This window comes from Floridaenema flaviceps BLCC-F50, assembly GCF_041929275.2.
Classification (GTDB): Bacteria; Cyanobacteriota; Cyanobacteriia; order Cyanobacteriales; family Aerosakkonemataceae; genus Floridanema; species Floridanema flaviceps.
In genome coordinates this window covers 1,201,148-1,218,466 of record NZ_JBHFNR020000002.1, presented here as the reverse complement: position 1 = coordinate 1,218,466, position 17,319 = coordinate 1,201,148, and the positions used below count along the sequence as shown (strand labels likewise).

At 42.9% G+C, this 17,319-nt stretch carries 12 protein-coding genes and 1 pseudogene; 7 read left to right on the top strand and 6 right to left on the bottom strand.

The genetic code is table 11. The annotated features are described in order from the left end of the window. Positions 1 to 56: 56 nt before the first annotated feature. Entirely contained in the window at positions 57 to 251 is a 195-nt protein-coding gene (locus tag ACE1CI_RS25540) for a hypothetical protein (protein ID WP_193980889.1), read from the bottom strand. Positions 252 to 767: 516 nt separating this feature from the next. Here ACE1CI_RS25540 and ACE1CI_RS25535 point away from each other — a divergent pair. From ACE1CI_RS25535 to ACE1CI_RS25515, 5 genes and pseudogenes are all read left to right on the top strand, one after another. Beyond that, positions 768 to 1,100: an STAS domain-containing protein gene (locus tag ACE1CI_RS25535; RefSeq protein ID WP_413264314.1), complete on the top strand. Its 333-nt coding sequence runs from the start codon at positions 768 to 770 to the stop codon at positions 1,098 to 1,100. Between the two features lie 325 nt (positions 1,101 to 1,425). After that, complete coding sequence (locus ACE1CI_RS25530; protein ID WP_413264360.1) at positions 1,426 to 4,140, top strand: TIGR03960 family B12-binding radical SAM protein; 2,715 nt, start codon at positions 1,426 to 1,428, stop codon at positions 4,138 to 4,140. A 1,063-nt stretch (positions 4,141 to 5,203) separates the two neighbouring features. Next, positions 5,204 to 7,471, top strand: a complete 2,268-nt coding sequence (gene rne / locus ACE1CI_RS25525) for a ribonuclease E (protein WP_413264312.1) — start codon at positions 5,204 to 5,206, stop codon at positions 7,469 to 7,471. Between the two features lie 91 nt (positions 7,472 to 7,562). Further along, positions 7,563 to 8,167, top strand: a pseudogene (locus ACE1CI_RS25520) (ribonuclease HII). Positions 8,168 to 8,342: 175 nt separating this feature from the next. Next, entirely contained in the window at positions 8,343 to 9,311 is a 969-nt protein-coding gene (locus tag ACE1CI_RS25515; protein ID WP_413265558.1) for a hypothetical protein, read from the top strand. Here the strand turns inward: ACE1CI_RS25515 and ACE1CI_RS25510 are convergent. Then, positions 9,234 to 9,809, bottom strand: a complete 576-nt coding sequence (locus ACE1CI_RS25510; RefSeq protein WP_496615809.1) for a DUF1997 domain-containing protein — start codon at positions 9,807 to 9,809, stop codon at positions 9,234 to 9,236. The genes ACE1CI_RS25515 and ACE1CI_RS25510 overlap by 78 nt on opposite strands. Before the next feature lie 263 nt (positions 9,810 to 10,072). Here ACE1CI_RS25510 and pheA point away from each other — a divergent pair, with 263 nt between their 5' ends. After that, positions 10,073 to 10,972 carry a prephenate dehydratase gene (gene pheA / locus ACE1CI_RS25505; RefSeq protein ID WP_413265560.1) on the top strand — a complete coding sequence of 300 codons (900 nt, stop codon included), beginning with the start codon at positions 10,073 to 10,075 and terminating at the stop codon, positions 10,970 to 10,972. Between the two features lie 51 nt (positions 10,973 to 11,023). After that, a complete protein-coding gene (locus ACE1CI_RS25500) occupies positions 11,024 to 12,427 on the top strand; it encodes a hypothetical protein (protein WP_413265561.1) in 1,404 nt (467 codons plus the stop codon). A gap of 106 nt (positions 12,428 to 12,533) precedes the next feature. On the opposite strand, the gene ACE1CI_RS25495 is transcribed toward ACE1CI_RS25500, so the two are convergent. From ACE1CI_RS25495 to fusA, 4 genes are all read right to left on the bottom strand, one after another. Further along, positions 12,534 to 13,175: an LON peptidase substrate-binding domain-containing protein gene (locus ACE1CI_RS25495; RefSeq protein WP_413265580.1), complete on the bottom strand. Its 642-nt coding sequence runs from the start codon at positions 13,173 to 13,175 to the stop codon at positions 12,534 to 12,536. Between the two features lie 128 nt (positions 13,176 to 13,303). Continuing rightward, positions 13,304 to 13,621, bottom strand: a complete 318-nt coding sequence (gene rpsJ / locus ACE1CI_RS25490) for a 30S ribosomal protein S10 (protein ID WP_073594782.1) — start codon at positions 13,619 to 13,621, stop codon at positions 13,304 to 13,306. Between the two features lie 133 nt (positions 13,622 to 13,754). Beyond that, positions 13,755 to 14,984, bottom strand: a complete 1,230-nt coding sequence (tuf, locus tag ACE1CI_RS25485) for an elongation factor Tu (protein ID WP_413265562.1) — start codon at positions 14,982 to 14,984, stop codon at positions 13,755 to 13,757. A gap of 198 nt (positions 14,985 to 15,182) precedes the next feature. Beyond that, on the bottom strand, positions 15,183 to 17,261 hold the full coding sequence (gene fusA / locus ACE1CI_RS25480; RefSeq protein WP_413265563.1) for an elongation factor G: 2,079 nt from the start codon (positions 17,259 to 17,261) through the stop codon (positions 15,183 to 15,185). Between the last annotated feature and the right edge of the window lie 58 nt (positions 17,262 to 17,319).

Genomic DNA, 17,319 nt, shown 5'->3' with positions numbered 1-17,319 from the left:
AATACTTGAGCTTTCAGAGCTCTTATTTCACTAGCAGCAGCATTTTACTCGTCAATTTAGCAGGTAGGTACTAGCTGAATCCGACCTGCATCCATTTCATCCATTAATAATTCCAAGGCTTCATAATCAACATCTGAGATATAGCCTAGCCTTGTTAGTTCATAGTTGATTTCATTTTCGATATCTGGGGTCAGACGACGAATAGAAATCGCTTTTTCTACAAGTCCACGAATTGCATTTTTAGCTTCCACGGTTACTGACCAGAACTCCTTTATAAGAAGATTCTCTATTAAAGACTTTTCCTTGCGAGTGATCCAAACCTGTCAATTTTAGTGATCTAACTCACTGGCATATTCCAAACCCCTATGTTTGACTCGAAGTAGGTAATTAAATATCTACCTAGACAAAAGTGGTTAGATATTGTACATCTATAACTTTTTACTGATGTAATCAGAAGCAAGCTTAGTGATAGTGTAGGCAAGAATAGTTCTTGTCTATCAGTTTGGCATTAGTTGACTTAAATCATCATCGTTCCAACAGACACTTTATTCACTTACTTCTTGACTTAACCGGAAGAATTGCTAAACTTTTCCGTATCTTTACATACTTTACCACTAATTCTTCTTGTTAGAATCTTTAAAAAAGTTGCAATTTAAGTAAAGTTTCTGTGAAAATACGGAGTATAGCTGTTCAATATACGGCATCAGGTTATAACCTCTAATACATGGAATGGCATAAGTAATTTTTGTGATAACAGGACTGAAATCATGCAAACCTTAGCAGTAGTTTCACCAATCACCGTTGTTCAACCTCAAGGACATCTTAATGCTGCTAATGCAGCTGAGTTTCGCAGTAAACTAACAGCAGCAGTTGCCGCTAATCCTGACGCTGTTGTGTTAGTTGACATGAAACAGCTAGATTCTATGGATAGTGCAGGATTAATGACTTTAGTTACTGCTCTCAAACTAGCGCAGCGTCAAAACCAAAGATTTAGCCTTTGCTCCCTTTCCCCATCTATTCGGATTATTTTGGAATTGACGCAGTTAAATAAAGTATTCGAGATATTTGAAAGTAGAACTGCTTTTGAAGCCACGTTGTAGTAGCTTCTGGGAGCAATAATGTTTTTAAGGTTAGTTAGTTGGTTTGACTATCAAAGATACTTCAAACCGTTACCGACTTTAGCAATTTTTAAGTAACAAACGATACAAAATCGTTAAACAGCTTATTATTTAAGCTTTTTGAATTTTACTAGTGGTACTAGTTTAACATGGCTGAATCTGCTTGTTCCTTTCGGGATAAAGCAGATTTTTGCCATAAATACAATTAATAATAGATAAAGTTAGATTGAATCTAGATCCCCGACTTCTTGAAGAAGTCGGGGATCTAGAGGGATATGGGTAGAGTCTTCAGACAAGGATAATGCCTGTGGCAGTAGCAGTAGAACAGTTGCTTACAGCAGATATTTACAAGCCTGCGCGTTATTTGGGAAATGAGTTAGGCGCAGTGCATAAGCCTTGGGAGGAGGCGAAAGTGCGCTGGGTGTTGACTTATCCAGAAGTTTACGAAGTAGGAGCGTCTAATTTAGGGCATATAATTTTGTACAACATTTTGAATCAGCAGCCCCGTCAGTTATGCGATCGCGCCTACTTACCAGGAACCGACTTAGCGGCTAAACTACGCGCAACGAACACACCTTTATTTGCTGTTGAGTCCCGTCAATCGGTGAAAGAGTTCGATATTTTGGGCTTTAGCCTCAGTTATGAACTGGGAGCCACAAATATCTTAGAAATGCTCGATTTAGCCGGAATTCCCTTAACTTGGCAAGAACGGGGAGAAAATGATGATTTTCAACACCCTTTGATTTTTGCGGGGGGACAAACAGCCACATCTAACCCGGAACCTTACGCTCAGTTTTTAGACTTTGTTGCTTTAGGTGATGGGGAAGAACTGTTACCGGAAATAGGTTTAGTTATTGAAGAGGGTAAAGCCCAAGGGTTAAGTCGGAGAGAGTTATTGTTAGATTTAGCCCAAGTTCCGGGAGTTTACGTGCCTCAGTTTTATGATATGGCAACGGATGGCTCGGTGCATCCGAATCGCCCGGATGTTCCTCAAAGAATTTTACGCCGGGTAGCGACTCCGATTCCGGCTTATTCGATCGGGTTAGTTCCCTTTGTGGAAACGGTACACGATCGCTTAACAATAGAAATTCGCCGGGGTTGTACCAGGGGATGTCGTTTCTGTCAACCGGGAATGTTAACTCGTCCAGCTAGAGATGTGGAACCGGAACAGGTGATCGAAGCCATCTCGGAAGGGATGCGGGCGACTGGTTACAATGAATTTTCGCTGCTGTCTCTCTCCTGTTCCGATTATTTGGCTTTACCCGCTGTTGGCGTGGAAGTGAGAAACCGCTTAAAAGATGAAAATATTTCCCTGTCTCTACCTAGTCAAAGAGTCGATCGCTTCGATGAGAATATTGCCAACATTATCGGTGGAACTAGACAAAGTGGAATTACCTTTGCGCCAGAAGCGGGTACCCAGCGAATGCGGGATATCATTAACAAAGGTTTGACTAACGAAGAACTTCTGCGGGGAGTAAAAACTGCCTACGAACAAGGGTGGGATAAAATAAAGTTATACTTCATGATTGGGTTGCCTGGGGAAACCGATGCAGATGTTCTAGGAATTGCGGAAACTGTTCGCTGGTTACAGCAGGAATGTCGGATTAAAGGTAAAAGGCAAATTAATTTCACTCTGACGATTTCTAACTTTACGCCGAAACCTCACACACCTTTCCAATGGCATTCTGTTTCGACGGCAGAGTTTAAACGGAAACAAGGACTTTTGCGCTCGGAATTTCGCTCCATCAAAGGAGTAAAAGCCAACTTTACTGACGTGCGAATTTCCGCGATGGAAGACTTTTTAGGGAGAGGCGATCGCCGTTTGTCAGCGGTGCTCCGACGCGCTTGGGAGTTGGGTGCAGGGATGGATTCCTGGTTTGACAGTGTAGAGAAAGCATATCAAGCTTGGGGAGAGGCGATCGCTCAATCTGATTTAACCTGGAAGTATCGTCTGGTAGAACAAGGCGAATGGAATCTAGTAGGGGCAGGTTTAGCAGATAATCTATGTACAACAGAGACAATTTCCGGACAAAACCCGCAAAGAGAGAAAACAGCAGCAGAACTGTTAGATCAACCTCTACCTTGGGATCATATCGATACCGGAATCGATAAGAATTGGCTGAAAGCTGACTTAGCAAGAGCCCAAGAAGCAGCGACAGTTCCAGATTGCTCTTTTGAAGGTTGTTCCCATTGTGGGGTTTGCGGAACAGATTTTGGGCATAACATAGTAGTATCACCTCCACCAATTCCTCAATTTGTGGGTGAGTTTGTTCCTAACCAACACAAAGCCCAGAGGTTGCGAGTTAGGTTTGGGAAACGGGGTGATATGGCATTAGTGGGGCATTTGGATTTAGTGAGGTTGTTCGATCGTGCGGTTAGGCGTGCGGCGATACCAGTAACGTTTACTGGTGGTTTTCATCCTAGTCCCAGAATTTCGATCGCCAATGCTTTATCCTTGGGAAGTACCAGCGTTGGTGAAATCGTAGATTTTGAGTTGACTCAAGCAATGGAAGTAGCGACTTTCCAAGCGAAGTTAGCCCAAGCACTACCAGAAAATATTCCGATTTATCATGTCGAGGAGGTGGATTTAAAAACGCCAGCAGCTACTCAATTGTTAGAAAAAGCCGAGTATGTGTTAACTGTAGGGGCAGGTTTAGCAGACAACCTGAGTGTCCTACAGACAAGTTCTGAACAAAACCCGCCCTTACCAGAAAATTTGCCTGCACAATGGAACGAGTGGATAGCAGAGGTAAAAAATAGCGATCGAATTTTGATGGAGCATACTACTAAGTCAGGGAAAAAGGTAGAGGTGAATCTGCGCGATCGCTTGTTACAATTAGAACTTGTCTTCGCCGAAACCGAAAATCAACAACAGGCAAAGATCCGTTATCTAGGTACTTGCCGAAATGATGGGAACTTGTTGCGCCCAGAACACATCGTTTATATGCTAGAACAAGTAACTCAGCAGGAGTTTCAACTACTTCACGCTCACCGGACTCAACTAATCCTAGAACCAGCGTAGGCTTGAGAATTTGCCAAAACAATAATTTTTGCTTATCACAAAGCAGCAAAAAATATACCTGCCTGGTCAATGGATGAAATTACCTAGTTTAGATGTGATAAGATGCGATAAGCGAGTTAAGCAAAAATAAGAAGCTTTCATGTTTCTTCGTAGCTATTTCCTTGTGATTAACTCTAAAACGAAATTTACCGAGTTTTGTGTGCCAATAGAGCATTACAAAATCGCATTTAATGCTAGGGGTTAGAGTGAAAGCCCCCTGTTACCTTCCCCATGTTTCTATTGATAGAAAAAATGGGGGAGAATTAGGTAGAAGCCTGAGATTTACAGCTGGGGTAGAGCAAATTTTATCTACCTTATGAAGGTAAAAGCCAGGTGAAAATAGGGGGATTTAACATAATCAATCCGCAAAGCGCACTCCGCGCCGCTACCGCTAACAAACCAAAAAAACTTGGTTAGATATGCCTTTAATTAATTTGCACCAAGCACCCCAAAAGAAAAATCCTAGATTGTGCCAAAATGGTTTCTACAACAAGCTATCTATGGCAATCAATGGAATGTTCAAAATGGGTTTTTGTACCTCTCTCCAGAGATAGTAGATCGCCGAATTCTTCAAGAACTAGGGGATCTAGTCAAAGTCAATTTTGGTAGACCGATTTAGGAATGGACGCTCTCTTGCGCGATTAGTGCTGGTGTACAAGCTACGCGATAGGTGCTACGCAAACGCTGCGCGATATGCCTACGGCACGCTACGCGATCGAATTACAAATTAATTGCACTAAGGAAGTAGAGTGAAATATTCTGTCATCTCTCTCTCGTTATTAGCAACCAAAAATAATTTCTGAAAATTGATGTAATTGTTAATCAATAGATTCAGAAATTATCGGATTATTAGTACAGGCAAGATGCCCGTAACTACTTGCTTCTAAAAGCAGATTTTTCAAGCCATTACAGCCAAAAATAAATCCAAATAATGATTTTGATTTTGATTTTTGATTGACGAGTTTTTTAAAATCCGAAATCTAAAATCTAAAATTTAAAATCTAAAATCTAAAGAGGTATTTGAATGCCAAAACAAATCATCATAGCTGAACAACATCGCATTGCTGCCGTATTTTCTGAAGATCAAATTCAAGAATTAGTTGTTGCTACTGGAAATCACCAAGTAGGAGACATTTATCTTGGTGTAGTCGAGAATGTATTACCGGGGATTGATGCTGCCTTTGTGAATATAGGAGATCCAGAACGCAATGGATTTATTCACGTTTCGGACTTAGGGCCATTAAGATTAAAACGGACAGCAGGAGCAATCACCGAACTGCTAGCACCACAACAAAAAGTTTTAGTCCAAGTAATGAAAGAGCCGACAGGGAATAAAGGCCCTCGACTCACTGGTAATATTACTTTGCCCGGTCGTTATTTAGTATTAATGCCCTTTGGCAGAGGTGTAAATTTATCAAGGCGAATTAAGAGTGAAAGTGAACGCAATCGCCTGAGAGCCTTAGCGATTTTGTTAAAACCACCAGGAATGGGTTTACTGGTAAGAACGGAAGCAGAAAATAAGCCAGAAGAAGCAATTATCGAAGACTTAGAATCGTTACAAAAACAATGGGAAGCGATTCAACAAGAAGTAATTTCTAGTCGGGCTCCGGCATTATTAAATCGGGATGATGACTTCGTGCAGCGCGTTTTACGCGATATGTATAGCGAAGATGTGAATCGGATTGTGGTAGATTCTCACACCGGAGTTAAGCGAGTCAAGCAACATTTGATCAACTGGAGTGCAGGTAAGACACCACAGGGGGTTTTAATCGATCATCATCGCGATCGCTTACCCATACTAGACTACTTCCGGGTGAATGCCGCTATTAGGGAAGCCCTCAAACCCAGAGTAGACTTACCCTCTGGTGGATATATTATCATCGAGCCTACAGAAGCACTTACCGTAATCGACGTTAACTCCGGCTCTTTCACTCGTTCGGCTACAGCCAGAGAAACCGTACTATGGACAAACTGCGAAGCTGCTACTGAAATCGCCCGTCAATTGAAACTACGGAATCTCGCTGGAGTAATCATCGTTGACTTTATCGACATGGACTCAAGACGCGATCAGCTACAAGTCCTAGAGCATTTTAACAAAGCCCTAAAAGCAGATAAAGCCAGACCCCAAATTGCTCAACTGAGCGAACTTGGCTTAGTGGAACTGACTCGCAAACGCCAAGGTCAAAATATTTACGAATTATTTGGTCGTCCTTGTCCTACTTGTGGTGGTAATGGTCATACAGTTCACTTACCTGGTGAAAATATAGCTAGAGAACGGGAAAGTTATGACATAGAAGCCAAAAGATGGACAGACACAGGTAGTGAAGAAACTGTTTCAGCTGTCTCCCCGCGTCACCGCATTTCCATACCATCGCCCACAGGGAATGGGGAATCTAGAGAACGCTTGCCAGAAAGAGAACCCCCTGTCTCATCTTTTAGAGATTATCCCACTGTCGAACCAACTCGCCCACCTGTGAAGGAAATTAAGAACGTACCTTTATGGGAAGACAAGGGTTACACAGATGATGTTGACTCTAATTCTGATTATCCAGACGTAGATATGCTAAATCACCCCGATTTGAAAGATCGAGGCGGGTTGAATAATGCGCGTCGTCGTCGTCGCCGTCGTCTGGGAATGGGCGAAAGCGAGGATATGGGCAGAGGTGGTGTTGGTGGTTCTGCTGCGCCTTTTTCGGAGAAGAGTGAATCTGGTTGGGTGGCTGAGCCGGAAATGCCTACTCCTACACCGAAAACTTTCCCTACCCAGGTCTCTAAAAATGCTTCACTTTTACAGAAAGGCATTCGTTTAGATACCCCCGATCGCTACAATCGTCCCACAAAAGAAGTTACACCTGCGGAAGTGATTTCTGTGGAAATGACACCAGAGGAACAAGAGGTTTACGCTTTAATGGGTATCTCTCCTTTGCTGTTATTAGATCGAGAGGTAAAGAATCCGAAAACAGCGACGGTTGCTATTAAGTCACCCGGACAATCTGACTCAGAATCTAGCAATGAGTCAAGGCGATCGCTAACAGAAAGTTACAAGAAAAATGATGTAACAACTGAAGTGGAGACAGCCGATGATGAACCGGAAAACTATCAGCTAGAACTGGATTTTTCGGATAATGCGGCACAAGAAGAACTGACAATTGCTCCTCCTGTATTGAGTAGGGAAGAAGCGGAAATTGCCACTCCTGAAAGTAGTGAATCGGAAAATGAAGCGGTTGATAATGGCGTGCGTCGTCGCCGTCGTCGTCGTTCCTCTTCGGTAGATGCTGATGGAGGAATCTAGCAAAGTTAGTTATTAGTCATTAGCCATTTGTCATTGGTGAAAGTTCTTACAAATGACAAGTGACTAATGACTAATAACAATTCATCACAATATGAAGGAATTAGTCACTACTAACTATTCAGTATCAACTTTAGTTGCTGGAGTTGATGAGGTGGGAAGAGGCTGTTTGTTTGGCCCGGTGGTAGCAGCAGCAGTAATCTTACCTGATGAGGCGCTTTCGGGATTGAAGAGTGCGGGTATTAAAGATAGCAAGCAGTTAACCAATTTTGGCAGAAAAAAATTTGATTTAATGATTCGCCAAACCGCTTTAGATTACCAAATTGGTTACTGTTCCGTTGCAGAAATTGACCGGATAAATATTTTCCGGGCTTCTTTGTTGGCAATGAGACGGGCTGTAACTAAACTGAAGTTAAGCCCTAGTCTTTGTTTGGTGGATGGTAAATGGGCAATTCCTGATTTGGAAATACCTCAGCAGTCAATTATTAAGGGTGATGAGCAGGTTTTGGCGATCGCAGCTGCCAGCATCCTAGCTAAAGTATGGCGCGACGAACTAATCCTCCGTTTAGCTAAAAAATACCCCCAGTACGGATTTTAGAAGCCAACAAAGGCTACGGTACCGCCCGTCATATTTTAGCTTTAAAAGAATATGGCCCCTCCCGTCATCATCGGCGTTCTTTTCGTCCTTGTAGAGAGTAGGGCAGGGGAGCAGGGGGGCAGGGGGGCAGAGGGGAAATTTACCGAAAAACGTGCTGATGAGCCCCTAGCTTTAGATATGGGGATGAAACGCACCTGGCGGTTTTAACCGCAGTCCAAGTCAAATCTAGTTTTTAACTTTAATGTATAATGGTTTCAAGTGTTAATTAATAAGTCGATGTCCAGTAAATCAATTAAGACTAAAACCCCCACATTTATTGTAGAGATACCGTTAGTGGTGTCGAGCAAAGATGTTGGGGTTTTGTCGTCTAGATTTGAGGCTGGCAGACAACTTTATAACGCTTGTTTAGGCGAAGCGATGCGTCGTCTAAAACTCGTCAAACAATCCCGGAAATACCTGGCAGCCAAAAAGCTCAAGAAAGGCAGTAAAGCTCGAACTGAAGCCTTTCAAGTTGCTAATGAGCTTCACAAATACAGCGAGTATGACTTGCACAGTTTTGTGACCATTATTCGTAATTCTTGGATGGGAAAACACATTGATTCAACTACTGCTCAAAAACTAGCAACTCGCGCCTTCAAAGCTTCTCAAAAAGTAGCTTTAGGCCAAGGGAAAAAGGTTAGATTTAAAGGGAAGAATCAACTCGATTCCTTAGAAGGTAAAACGAATAAAAGCGGGATTAGATGGGTAAAAGAAACCATTATTTGGGGCGAGCTTAAACTAAAACCATACCTAACAACTTATGACCCAGTAATCACTCATGGATTAAATAGTCCAATCAAATACGTTAGATTATTGCGTCGTCGGTTAAATGGCAAGGTTTTCTACTACGCTCAATTAGTTTGTGAAGGTAAGCCATTTCGGAAACCTAAAAACCAACTTGGTTCGGGAACTGTTGGTCTAGATATTGGGCCATCTACTATTGCCATTGTGGGGGATAATTCAGCTAGATTAACTCTGTTCGCACCGGAATTGAAGTTTGCCGAAAAAGAGATTCGTAAACTACAAAGAAAGATGGAACGGTCTAGAAGGGCGAATAATCCACCAAACTATAACTCAGATTTTGTTAACCAAATTTCAGCCTTTCAGCTTTACTCTGCTTTCTGCTTTCTAATTCGCTGGCAAAACTCCCACTTCCCCAGAGATATTTGCTTCGCTGCCTGTTTTCGCCCAGGTAGCATAATCTAGCAAAAGTTGTTGCATTAAGCGATGTTTAATTGTTAGTAGTACGCTTTTGAGTAGTCCGTTACCAGTAGTTTCTAATATTGGTTTTGGAGTTAACCAAAAGGGTGGGGGTAATTCTACTTGAACTTGTAAATCTGCTTTGCCCTTAAGATATGTAATGCCGTTAATTTGGTAGGGAGAAAGTCGCCCTCGCAAATTTAAGGCAAAGCGTTGGTTAATGTATTCTATACCTCGAATTTCACAAGCCACTGATTCCAAATTAACAACACCATCACTGTCCGCCCATACCCGCATATCTACTGTGGGTCGGATCGATAGGCCCATAAATGCCAGCGGGCGCATTTTTAACCGAAATACTTCTTCGCTTAACTGTTCAATCCGATTTACATCAACTAAAGCTTGGACTAAACGTTTTGGTTGACGTAAATAGTGTTGAATGGGTATTGGTTGCTGGGGAACAGCGATTTCAACTGATTGAGAGGCATCAAATCGGGTGTGCATGAGAGGTTGGTAACAGAAGTTTACGCTGTACTACTACTTACTTAATTGTACGTTACGGTTCTTAAAAGTTCCGTGCAATTACTTGTAACTAAAATTTGCATTTCGGCAATGAAATTTAGCTTCTCATAGTAAACTGTTGTGCAACTATGTATGTTTATACTTACAAAACTTTACGAACTATTCCTCTCTAATTTGGCGTAAGCCAGAGGATACAATCTGTTTGAAATGCTGAGAAACGTTACAAAACTGAGATTTACCGCTTTATGAGTCTATCAATTGCACACTTGGGGCCTACTGGTACTTACGCAGAAGCAGCTGCTTTGGCTTATTCTCAATGGTTAACTCAACAAACGGGTCAGCAATCAATTTTGTGTTCCTACCCTAGCATTGCCCAAACTCTTGAAGCTGTGGCGAATGGGGAGGCTTCTTTGGGTGTGGTTCCCATTGAAAATTCTCTGGAAGGTAGTGTCACAATGACAATGGATGCTTTGTGGCGATTGGATAATTTACAAATTCAACAATCGTTAATTTTACCGATCGCTCATGCTTTAATATCTTGCGCGTCAGATTTGGCATTAATTCGAGCGATTTATTCTCATCCCCAAGCTTTAGCTCAATGTCAAGGTTGGATTGATAAGTTTTTACCTTTAGCGCAGTTAGTTCCGACTAATGCGACTACGGAAGCTTTACAGCATTTAGAACAGGATAGAACAGCGGGTGCGATCGCTTCTCAACGCGCCGCTCAACTTTACAATTTACCAATCTTAGCTTGTCCAATTAATGATTATCCAGATAATCATACCAGGTTTTTGGTAGTAAGTTTAAATGCTTCTTCTGGCGGTAGTCATACTTCTTTAGCTTTTAGTGTTCCAGCCAATGTACCTGGGGCTTTAGCCAAACTTTTACAGATATTTGCAAGTCGTAATATTAATCTTAGCCGAATTGAATCTCGTCCGACTAAGCGATCGCTCGGTGAATATTTATTTTTTATTGATATTGAAGCTGATGCTAACGCTCCATCAATACAATCTGCAATAGCCGAATTAAAGCTGCATACGGAAACTTTAAAAATTTTTGGTAGTTATCCAGTTTTACCCATTAACTCAAAAAATCCAGATGGAACGGAAAAGCACATTTTAGCTCAAGAAACTTTTGAATCCTAAACTCAGTCTTTCTTTCCATCTGAGAAAAGTTAGTGAGGGAAAATAAAACTAATGTTAATCTTAGCTGCACAAGGTATTCCCCAATTACCAGATTTAACCCAACCCAGTCAAATTATGCAATTCGGAGGCGAAATACTCCGGTTGTTTTTGATTTTAGTTGGTTTGGTTGGGGTGTTGGGAATGGCGATCGCTCTTTTAAGTTTTTCCCTCTTTTCTTTACGAAAAGACGCACCAGAACCCGGAATTTTTATTAGCGAATGGGTAGTCCGTTATTCTGCATTATTGCGTGGTTTACAACACACTGCTTTAGTTTTAATTCTGGTAATAATAGGCTTCTTTCTTTGTACAACTTTAGCTAATCGTTATCATTTTTGGGAACAAGCGAAAGTAACTCAAGTAGCAGCAAGTGTAGCTGGAGATAGATTAGAACAAAATGCACCCCAAGTACGTTACACAATTCAAGAACCCTATAGTTACAACACGCAAGTAGGAAACAGAATAGTTAAAGTGCAGGAAAAAAGAACTGTAAACCGTTTATTAGCAATTAATGGTTCCCAAGTTCAAGTTAATATTATGCAAGCTTCCGATCCGCAAAAGAACGATCGCAATATTTATTTAGTAGACTTTGCTGCCGAATATCAAGTAATAAATCGCCTCAAAGATACTGATAATTTTATCTTGGAAGTACCACCACCAAACGGCTATTCTTTACTGCAAAACTTTAAAGTAGAACAAAACGGAACTCGATTAGAACCAAATAATCCAGGCGAATATACATTTCCCTTTCGCTTACTACCAAACACAGAAACTCGCTTTCGTGTCACCTACCAAGCCCAAGGAGGCCCTCGTTGGGTTTACAATGCCAATGGGCAATTACTTTCTAATTTTCGACTTTCTGTATTAGCCAACTTTCCTAATGCAGATTTTGCCAGTGGTGTTGTTCCAACAGAAGCAAAAGCAGAGGGAAAAGGTACTCGTTTTACCTGGGTTTTTGATGATAATGTTTCTGTTCTCAATCCCTTTGGCGTATTTACAGCAACCGGAACAATTCGCAATACAGGAATTCTTCCTCGCTTATTATTGTTAGCCCCAGCAATCTTTCTCTGGTGGTTATTATTATTGTATTTTTCAATATCTATGAAACTAAAAGATGTAGCAATAACGGGGGGAATTTTCTTTGCTACGATTTTGGCTATAACTTATCTGAGTCGAATTATAAATCCCCAGCTAGCTTGGGCGATCGCTTCTCTCATCCTCTTAACTCTAGCTTGGGGACTGGGAAGGAATCTAAGGGCATCCCTAGCAGCTTTCATCTGTACTATTGCTGGTGCAGTTTTACCAATTTTAGGGTTAATAGTACCTTATAGTGGTTTAACCTTGAGCATCGCAGGATTGCTTTCCGCAATTTGGTTAGCTGTCTTAAACTGGTACGGCTGGTATCCGCGATCGCAATAAATAGGACTTACTGAATAAGTCTGTTGGTGACGGTAGGGACACGGCATAATTAATATTTGCAACTCCTGCGTTATCTTTATGAATGCCGTGTCCCTTAAGTCGTCGATTATTCTTTTAGAGTATCTTTAAGTACAGTCCTAGCAGCCAGATGATTGCGAGTAGAAGTGAGAATTTCTGCTTCCCGTTCCAACCGAGAGACAGTATCCTGCATTTCTAAGAGCGTCTGTTGTTCTGCTGGTACACCGTAGAGGTTACTAGCAACCCAATAAGACAACTCTCTCGGTAGAGAGGGAATATCATCGGGTAATTCAATATTTTGTTCTGTAAGCTTGGCGGAAAGGCGCACTACATCCCGCAGTAATTGTTCTACATTTGCTGCTAAAGAGTTCAATTCCCTCTGGGGTGGTTGATCTTCAATCCATTCTACCAAACCAACTCGGTAAGGCTTTTCGCGCACGTATTCCAAAACCCGGAAACGTTGCTGCCCTAGAGTGAGTATTTTCATGCGGTCATCTGGTAATCTTTGGAAGCGGACGATTTCCGCACAGCAACCTACTGATGCTGGTTTACCGGATGGTTCCATTAGTAGTACCCCAAAACGGCGATCGCTTTCCAGAATCGTATTCATCATGATTCGGTAGCGAAATTCAAAAATATGCAGCGGTAGGGGTCTACCGGGAAACAAAACTACTTCTGGTAGTGGGAATAAAGGAAGCTCTCGAACCGCTATCGAGGATGACGGTGGCATAGTCACAGAGGGTAATGGCGTTTCTTTATTTACTTTAGCTGATCTCTACCCAAAACAGAAATAAAGTCAGCCTTTTAGAATCATTTCTAAAAGGCTATTTCAAGTTTTACAAAGAAGAAAGAAACTGATTACAGTTTGACTTCAATATCCACACCCGCAGGCAAATCAAGTTTCATCAAAGCATCAATAGTCTTAGAGGAAGGCTGATAGATATCAATAATGCGGCGATGAGTCCGAGTTTCAAAATGTTCTCTAGAATCTTTATCTACGTGAGGAGAACGCAAAACGCAGTAAATTTTCTTGCGTGTAGGTAGGGGAATAGGGCCAATAGCTGTAGCTTGTGTCCGATTTGCGGTGTCTACAATCTTTTCACAAGAGGTGTCAAGTAGACGACGGTCAAATGCTTTCAAACGAATCCGAATTTTTTGCTGCTGAATGGTTGCCATTTTTTTAGTTTTCTAGGTTCTAAAGTAATTGTATGTTTTCAGTTAGACAGTTTTAGCAGGATGCTGAAGGAGCAGAAAAGTATTTTACCAAATTGGTAATACTTTTCTGCCCCTTAAGTAGTTTTAAAAGAGACTACTTCAGAATCTTGGAAACAACGCCTGCACCGATGGTACGACCACCTTCACGGATCGCAAAGCGCATACCTTGCTCGATCGCGATCGGGTTAATCAATTCCACAGTCATTTTGATGCGGTCTCCCGGCATCACCATTTCTGCTGCACCACCTTCATCAGAAGTGAAGGCTGTAATAGTTCCAGTTACGTCAGTTGTCCGTACATAGAACTGAGGACGGTAGCCAGGGAAGAAAGGAGTTTTCCGACCACCTTCTTTTTCGGTCAGCACGTACACTTCACCTTCAAATTTAGTGTGAGGTGTAATTGAACCAGGTTTAGCGATTACCATCCCGCGTTCGATGTCGGTCTTTTGGATACCGCGAAGCAGCAGACCAGCGTTATCACCAGCCATCCCTTCGTCAAGACTCTTCTTGAACATTTCGATCCCGGTGACTGTGGTGTTGCGGGTATCTCTGATACCTACTAATTCCACGTTATCGCCCACTTTAACCTTACCGCGCTCGATCCTGCCTGTAGCAACAGTACCCCGACCAGTGATCGAGAATACGTCTTCTACTGCCATCAGGAACGGCTTGTCAACATCCCTTTCGGGAGTCGGAATGTAATCATCTACTGCTTCCATGAGTTCGTAGATTTTATCTACCCACTCATTCTCACCTTTTTGAGTTTTTGGGTTCGCAGTCATTGCTTCGAGCGCCTTTAACCCAGAGCCACGAATGATGGGTATATTGTCGCCATCAAACTCGTATTCACTCAGAAGATCGCGCAACTCTAATTCTACGAGTTCGAGGAGTTCCTCATCGTCTACCATGTCAACTTTGTTCAAGAAGATGACTAGACGGGGTACACCTACCTGCCGTGCCAATAGGATATGCTCCTTGGTTTGGGGCATAGCTCCATCGGTTGCTGCCACCACGAGAATACCACCATCCATTTGGGCTGCACCAGTGATCATGTTTTTCACATAGTCAGCGTGTCCTGGACAGTCTACGTGCGCGTAGTGACGATTTGCCGTTTCGTACTCAACGTGGGCTGTATTGATTGTGATCCCCCGTGCTTTTTCTTCGGGAGCCGCATCAATTTCGTCATATTTCTTGGCTTGTGCGTTACCCAAGGCAGCCAAGGTCATAGTGATTGCTGCGGTTAAGGTAGTCTTGCCGTGGTCAACGTGACCGATCGTACCGATGTTAACGTGGGGTTTATTCCTTTCAAACTTTGCGCGTGCCATGAATTTAGATCTTCCTTTTCCTAGTTATGCGAGAAGAAGGTGTTAGGTGTTAGGGGTTAGGTGTTGGGGAAACTAACTAGGGGTTGGGTGTTAGGGGTTGGGTGTTAGGGAGAAAGACAATTCCCTAACCCCTAACCCCTGACCCCTATCCCCTAAAGATTCCCTATCCCCTATCCCCTACCCGCTATCCCCTATCCCTTATTCGTTCCCTTTGCTCTTGGCGATGATAGCTTCAGCCACGTTGCGCGGCACTTCTTCGTAGTGGCTAAATTCCATCGAGAATATGCCCCGACCTTGAGTTTTAGACCGGATATCCGTGGCGTAGCCAAACATTTCTGCCAATGGCACCTTAGCGGTGACTTTGGCAAGTCCCTGTTCCGATCCCATCCCTTCGATTTGACCGCGACGGGAATTGAGGTCGCCCATTACATCTCCCAAAAAGTTTTCGGGAACTTCAACCTCAACTTTCATCATAGGCTCCAACAGCACTGGTTTAGCTTTCGCTACAGCTGCTTTTAGTGCCATTGAACCTGCGATTTTGAAGGCCATTTCATTCGAGTCTACGTCGTGATAAGAGCCATCTACCAAAGTCGCTTTCACGTCGATGAGCGGATATCCAGCTAATACGCCAGATTCACAGGTTTCTTTCATCCCTTGCTCTGCAGGGCCAATGTACTCTTTCGGTACTACACCGCCCACGATCTTGGATACAAATTCAAAGCCGCTACCGGGATCTCCTGGTTCTAGGTCGATGACTACGTGACCATACTGACCTTTACCACCACTTTGACGGATAAATTTGCCTTCCACTCTGCTGACGGCGGCGCGAATAGTTTCTCGGTAAGCTACCTGTGGTGCGCCCACATTCGCTTCTACCTTGAATTCGCGTAACATCCGATCGACCAGAATTTCTAAGTGCAATTCACCCATTCCCGCGATTACGGTTTGGTTAGTTTCTTGGTCAATCCGCACGCGGAATGTTGGGTCTTCCTCTGACAAGGATTGCAGAGCTTTGGAGAGTTTCTCCATGTCCTGTTTGGTTTTTGGTTCTACCGCCACCGAGATTACAGGCTCAGGAATAAACAGGGATTCTAGAATTACAGGAGTTCCTTCTTCGCAGATTGTATCGCCTGTAAAGGTATCTTTTAGACCTAGAACTGCGCCCAAATCACCCGCTCGCATTTCATCTACTTCAATGCGTTCATCTGCTTTGAGAACGATCAGGCGAGATACGCGCTCTTTCTTCCCTTTAGTGGAGTTGTAGACGTAGCTGCCTTTTTTCAGAACGCCTGAGTAGACGCGAATGAAGGTGAGACGACCATAAGGGTCTGCCATGATTTTGAAAGCCAAAGCTGACAATGGTTCTTCATCAGAGGCGCGTCTTTCTGTTTCGCTGCCATCTGGCAATTGACCTTTAATCGCTGGAATATCCAGTGGGGAAGGCAGGTAATCAACTACTGCATCTAACAATGGTTGAACACCTTTGTTTTTGAAGGCAGAACCGCAAAGCATGGGAACGATCGTGCCATCAATAGTGCCTTTTCTGAGTCCTTGGCGAATTTCCTCTTCGGTTAATTCTTCACCTTCAAAGTACTTCTCCATCAGAGCATCATCGGTTTCTGCTACTGCTTCTACCAACTTCTGACGAAACTCTTGTGCTTTGTCTTGCAGATCGCCAGGAATCTCTTCAACGGATATCTCTTTACCTTGATCGTCTTTGTAAATCAAGGCTTTCATCTTCACTAGGTCAATGAGTCCTCTGAAGTCGCTTTCACTACCAATGGGCAATTGAATGGGAACTGCATTTGCCCTCATGCGATCGCGTATTTGATTGTATACCTTATAGAAGTCTGCCCCAGTCCGATCCATTTTGTTGACAAAGGCAAACCGCGGCACTTTGTACCTGTCTGCCTGCCGCCATACTGTTTCAGATTGAGGCTGTACGCCTCCCACCGAGCAAAATACCGCGATTACTCCATCCAAAACTCTCATGGAGCGTTCGACTTCGATCGTAAAGTCTACGTGACCCGGTGTATCGATAATGTTGATTTTGTGGTCTTTCCAGCTAGTGCTGATAGCGGCAGCAGTAATGGTAATTCCTCGCTCCCGCTCTTGCTCCATCCAGTCTGTTACCGTCGTTCCTTCATGGACTTCGCCAATCTTGTGAACGATACCGGAATAAAACAGGATTCTTTCTGTAGTTGTTGTCTTGCCCGCATCAATGTGGGCTGCAATACCTATATTGCGTGTTTTTTCAAGCGGGATGGTACGTGCCACGGCTACCTCCTTGGTTATTGCCGTAGATAAACTTTTTTTACTCTCTGTTAAGATTCTA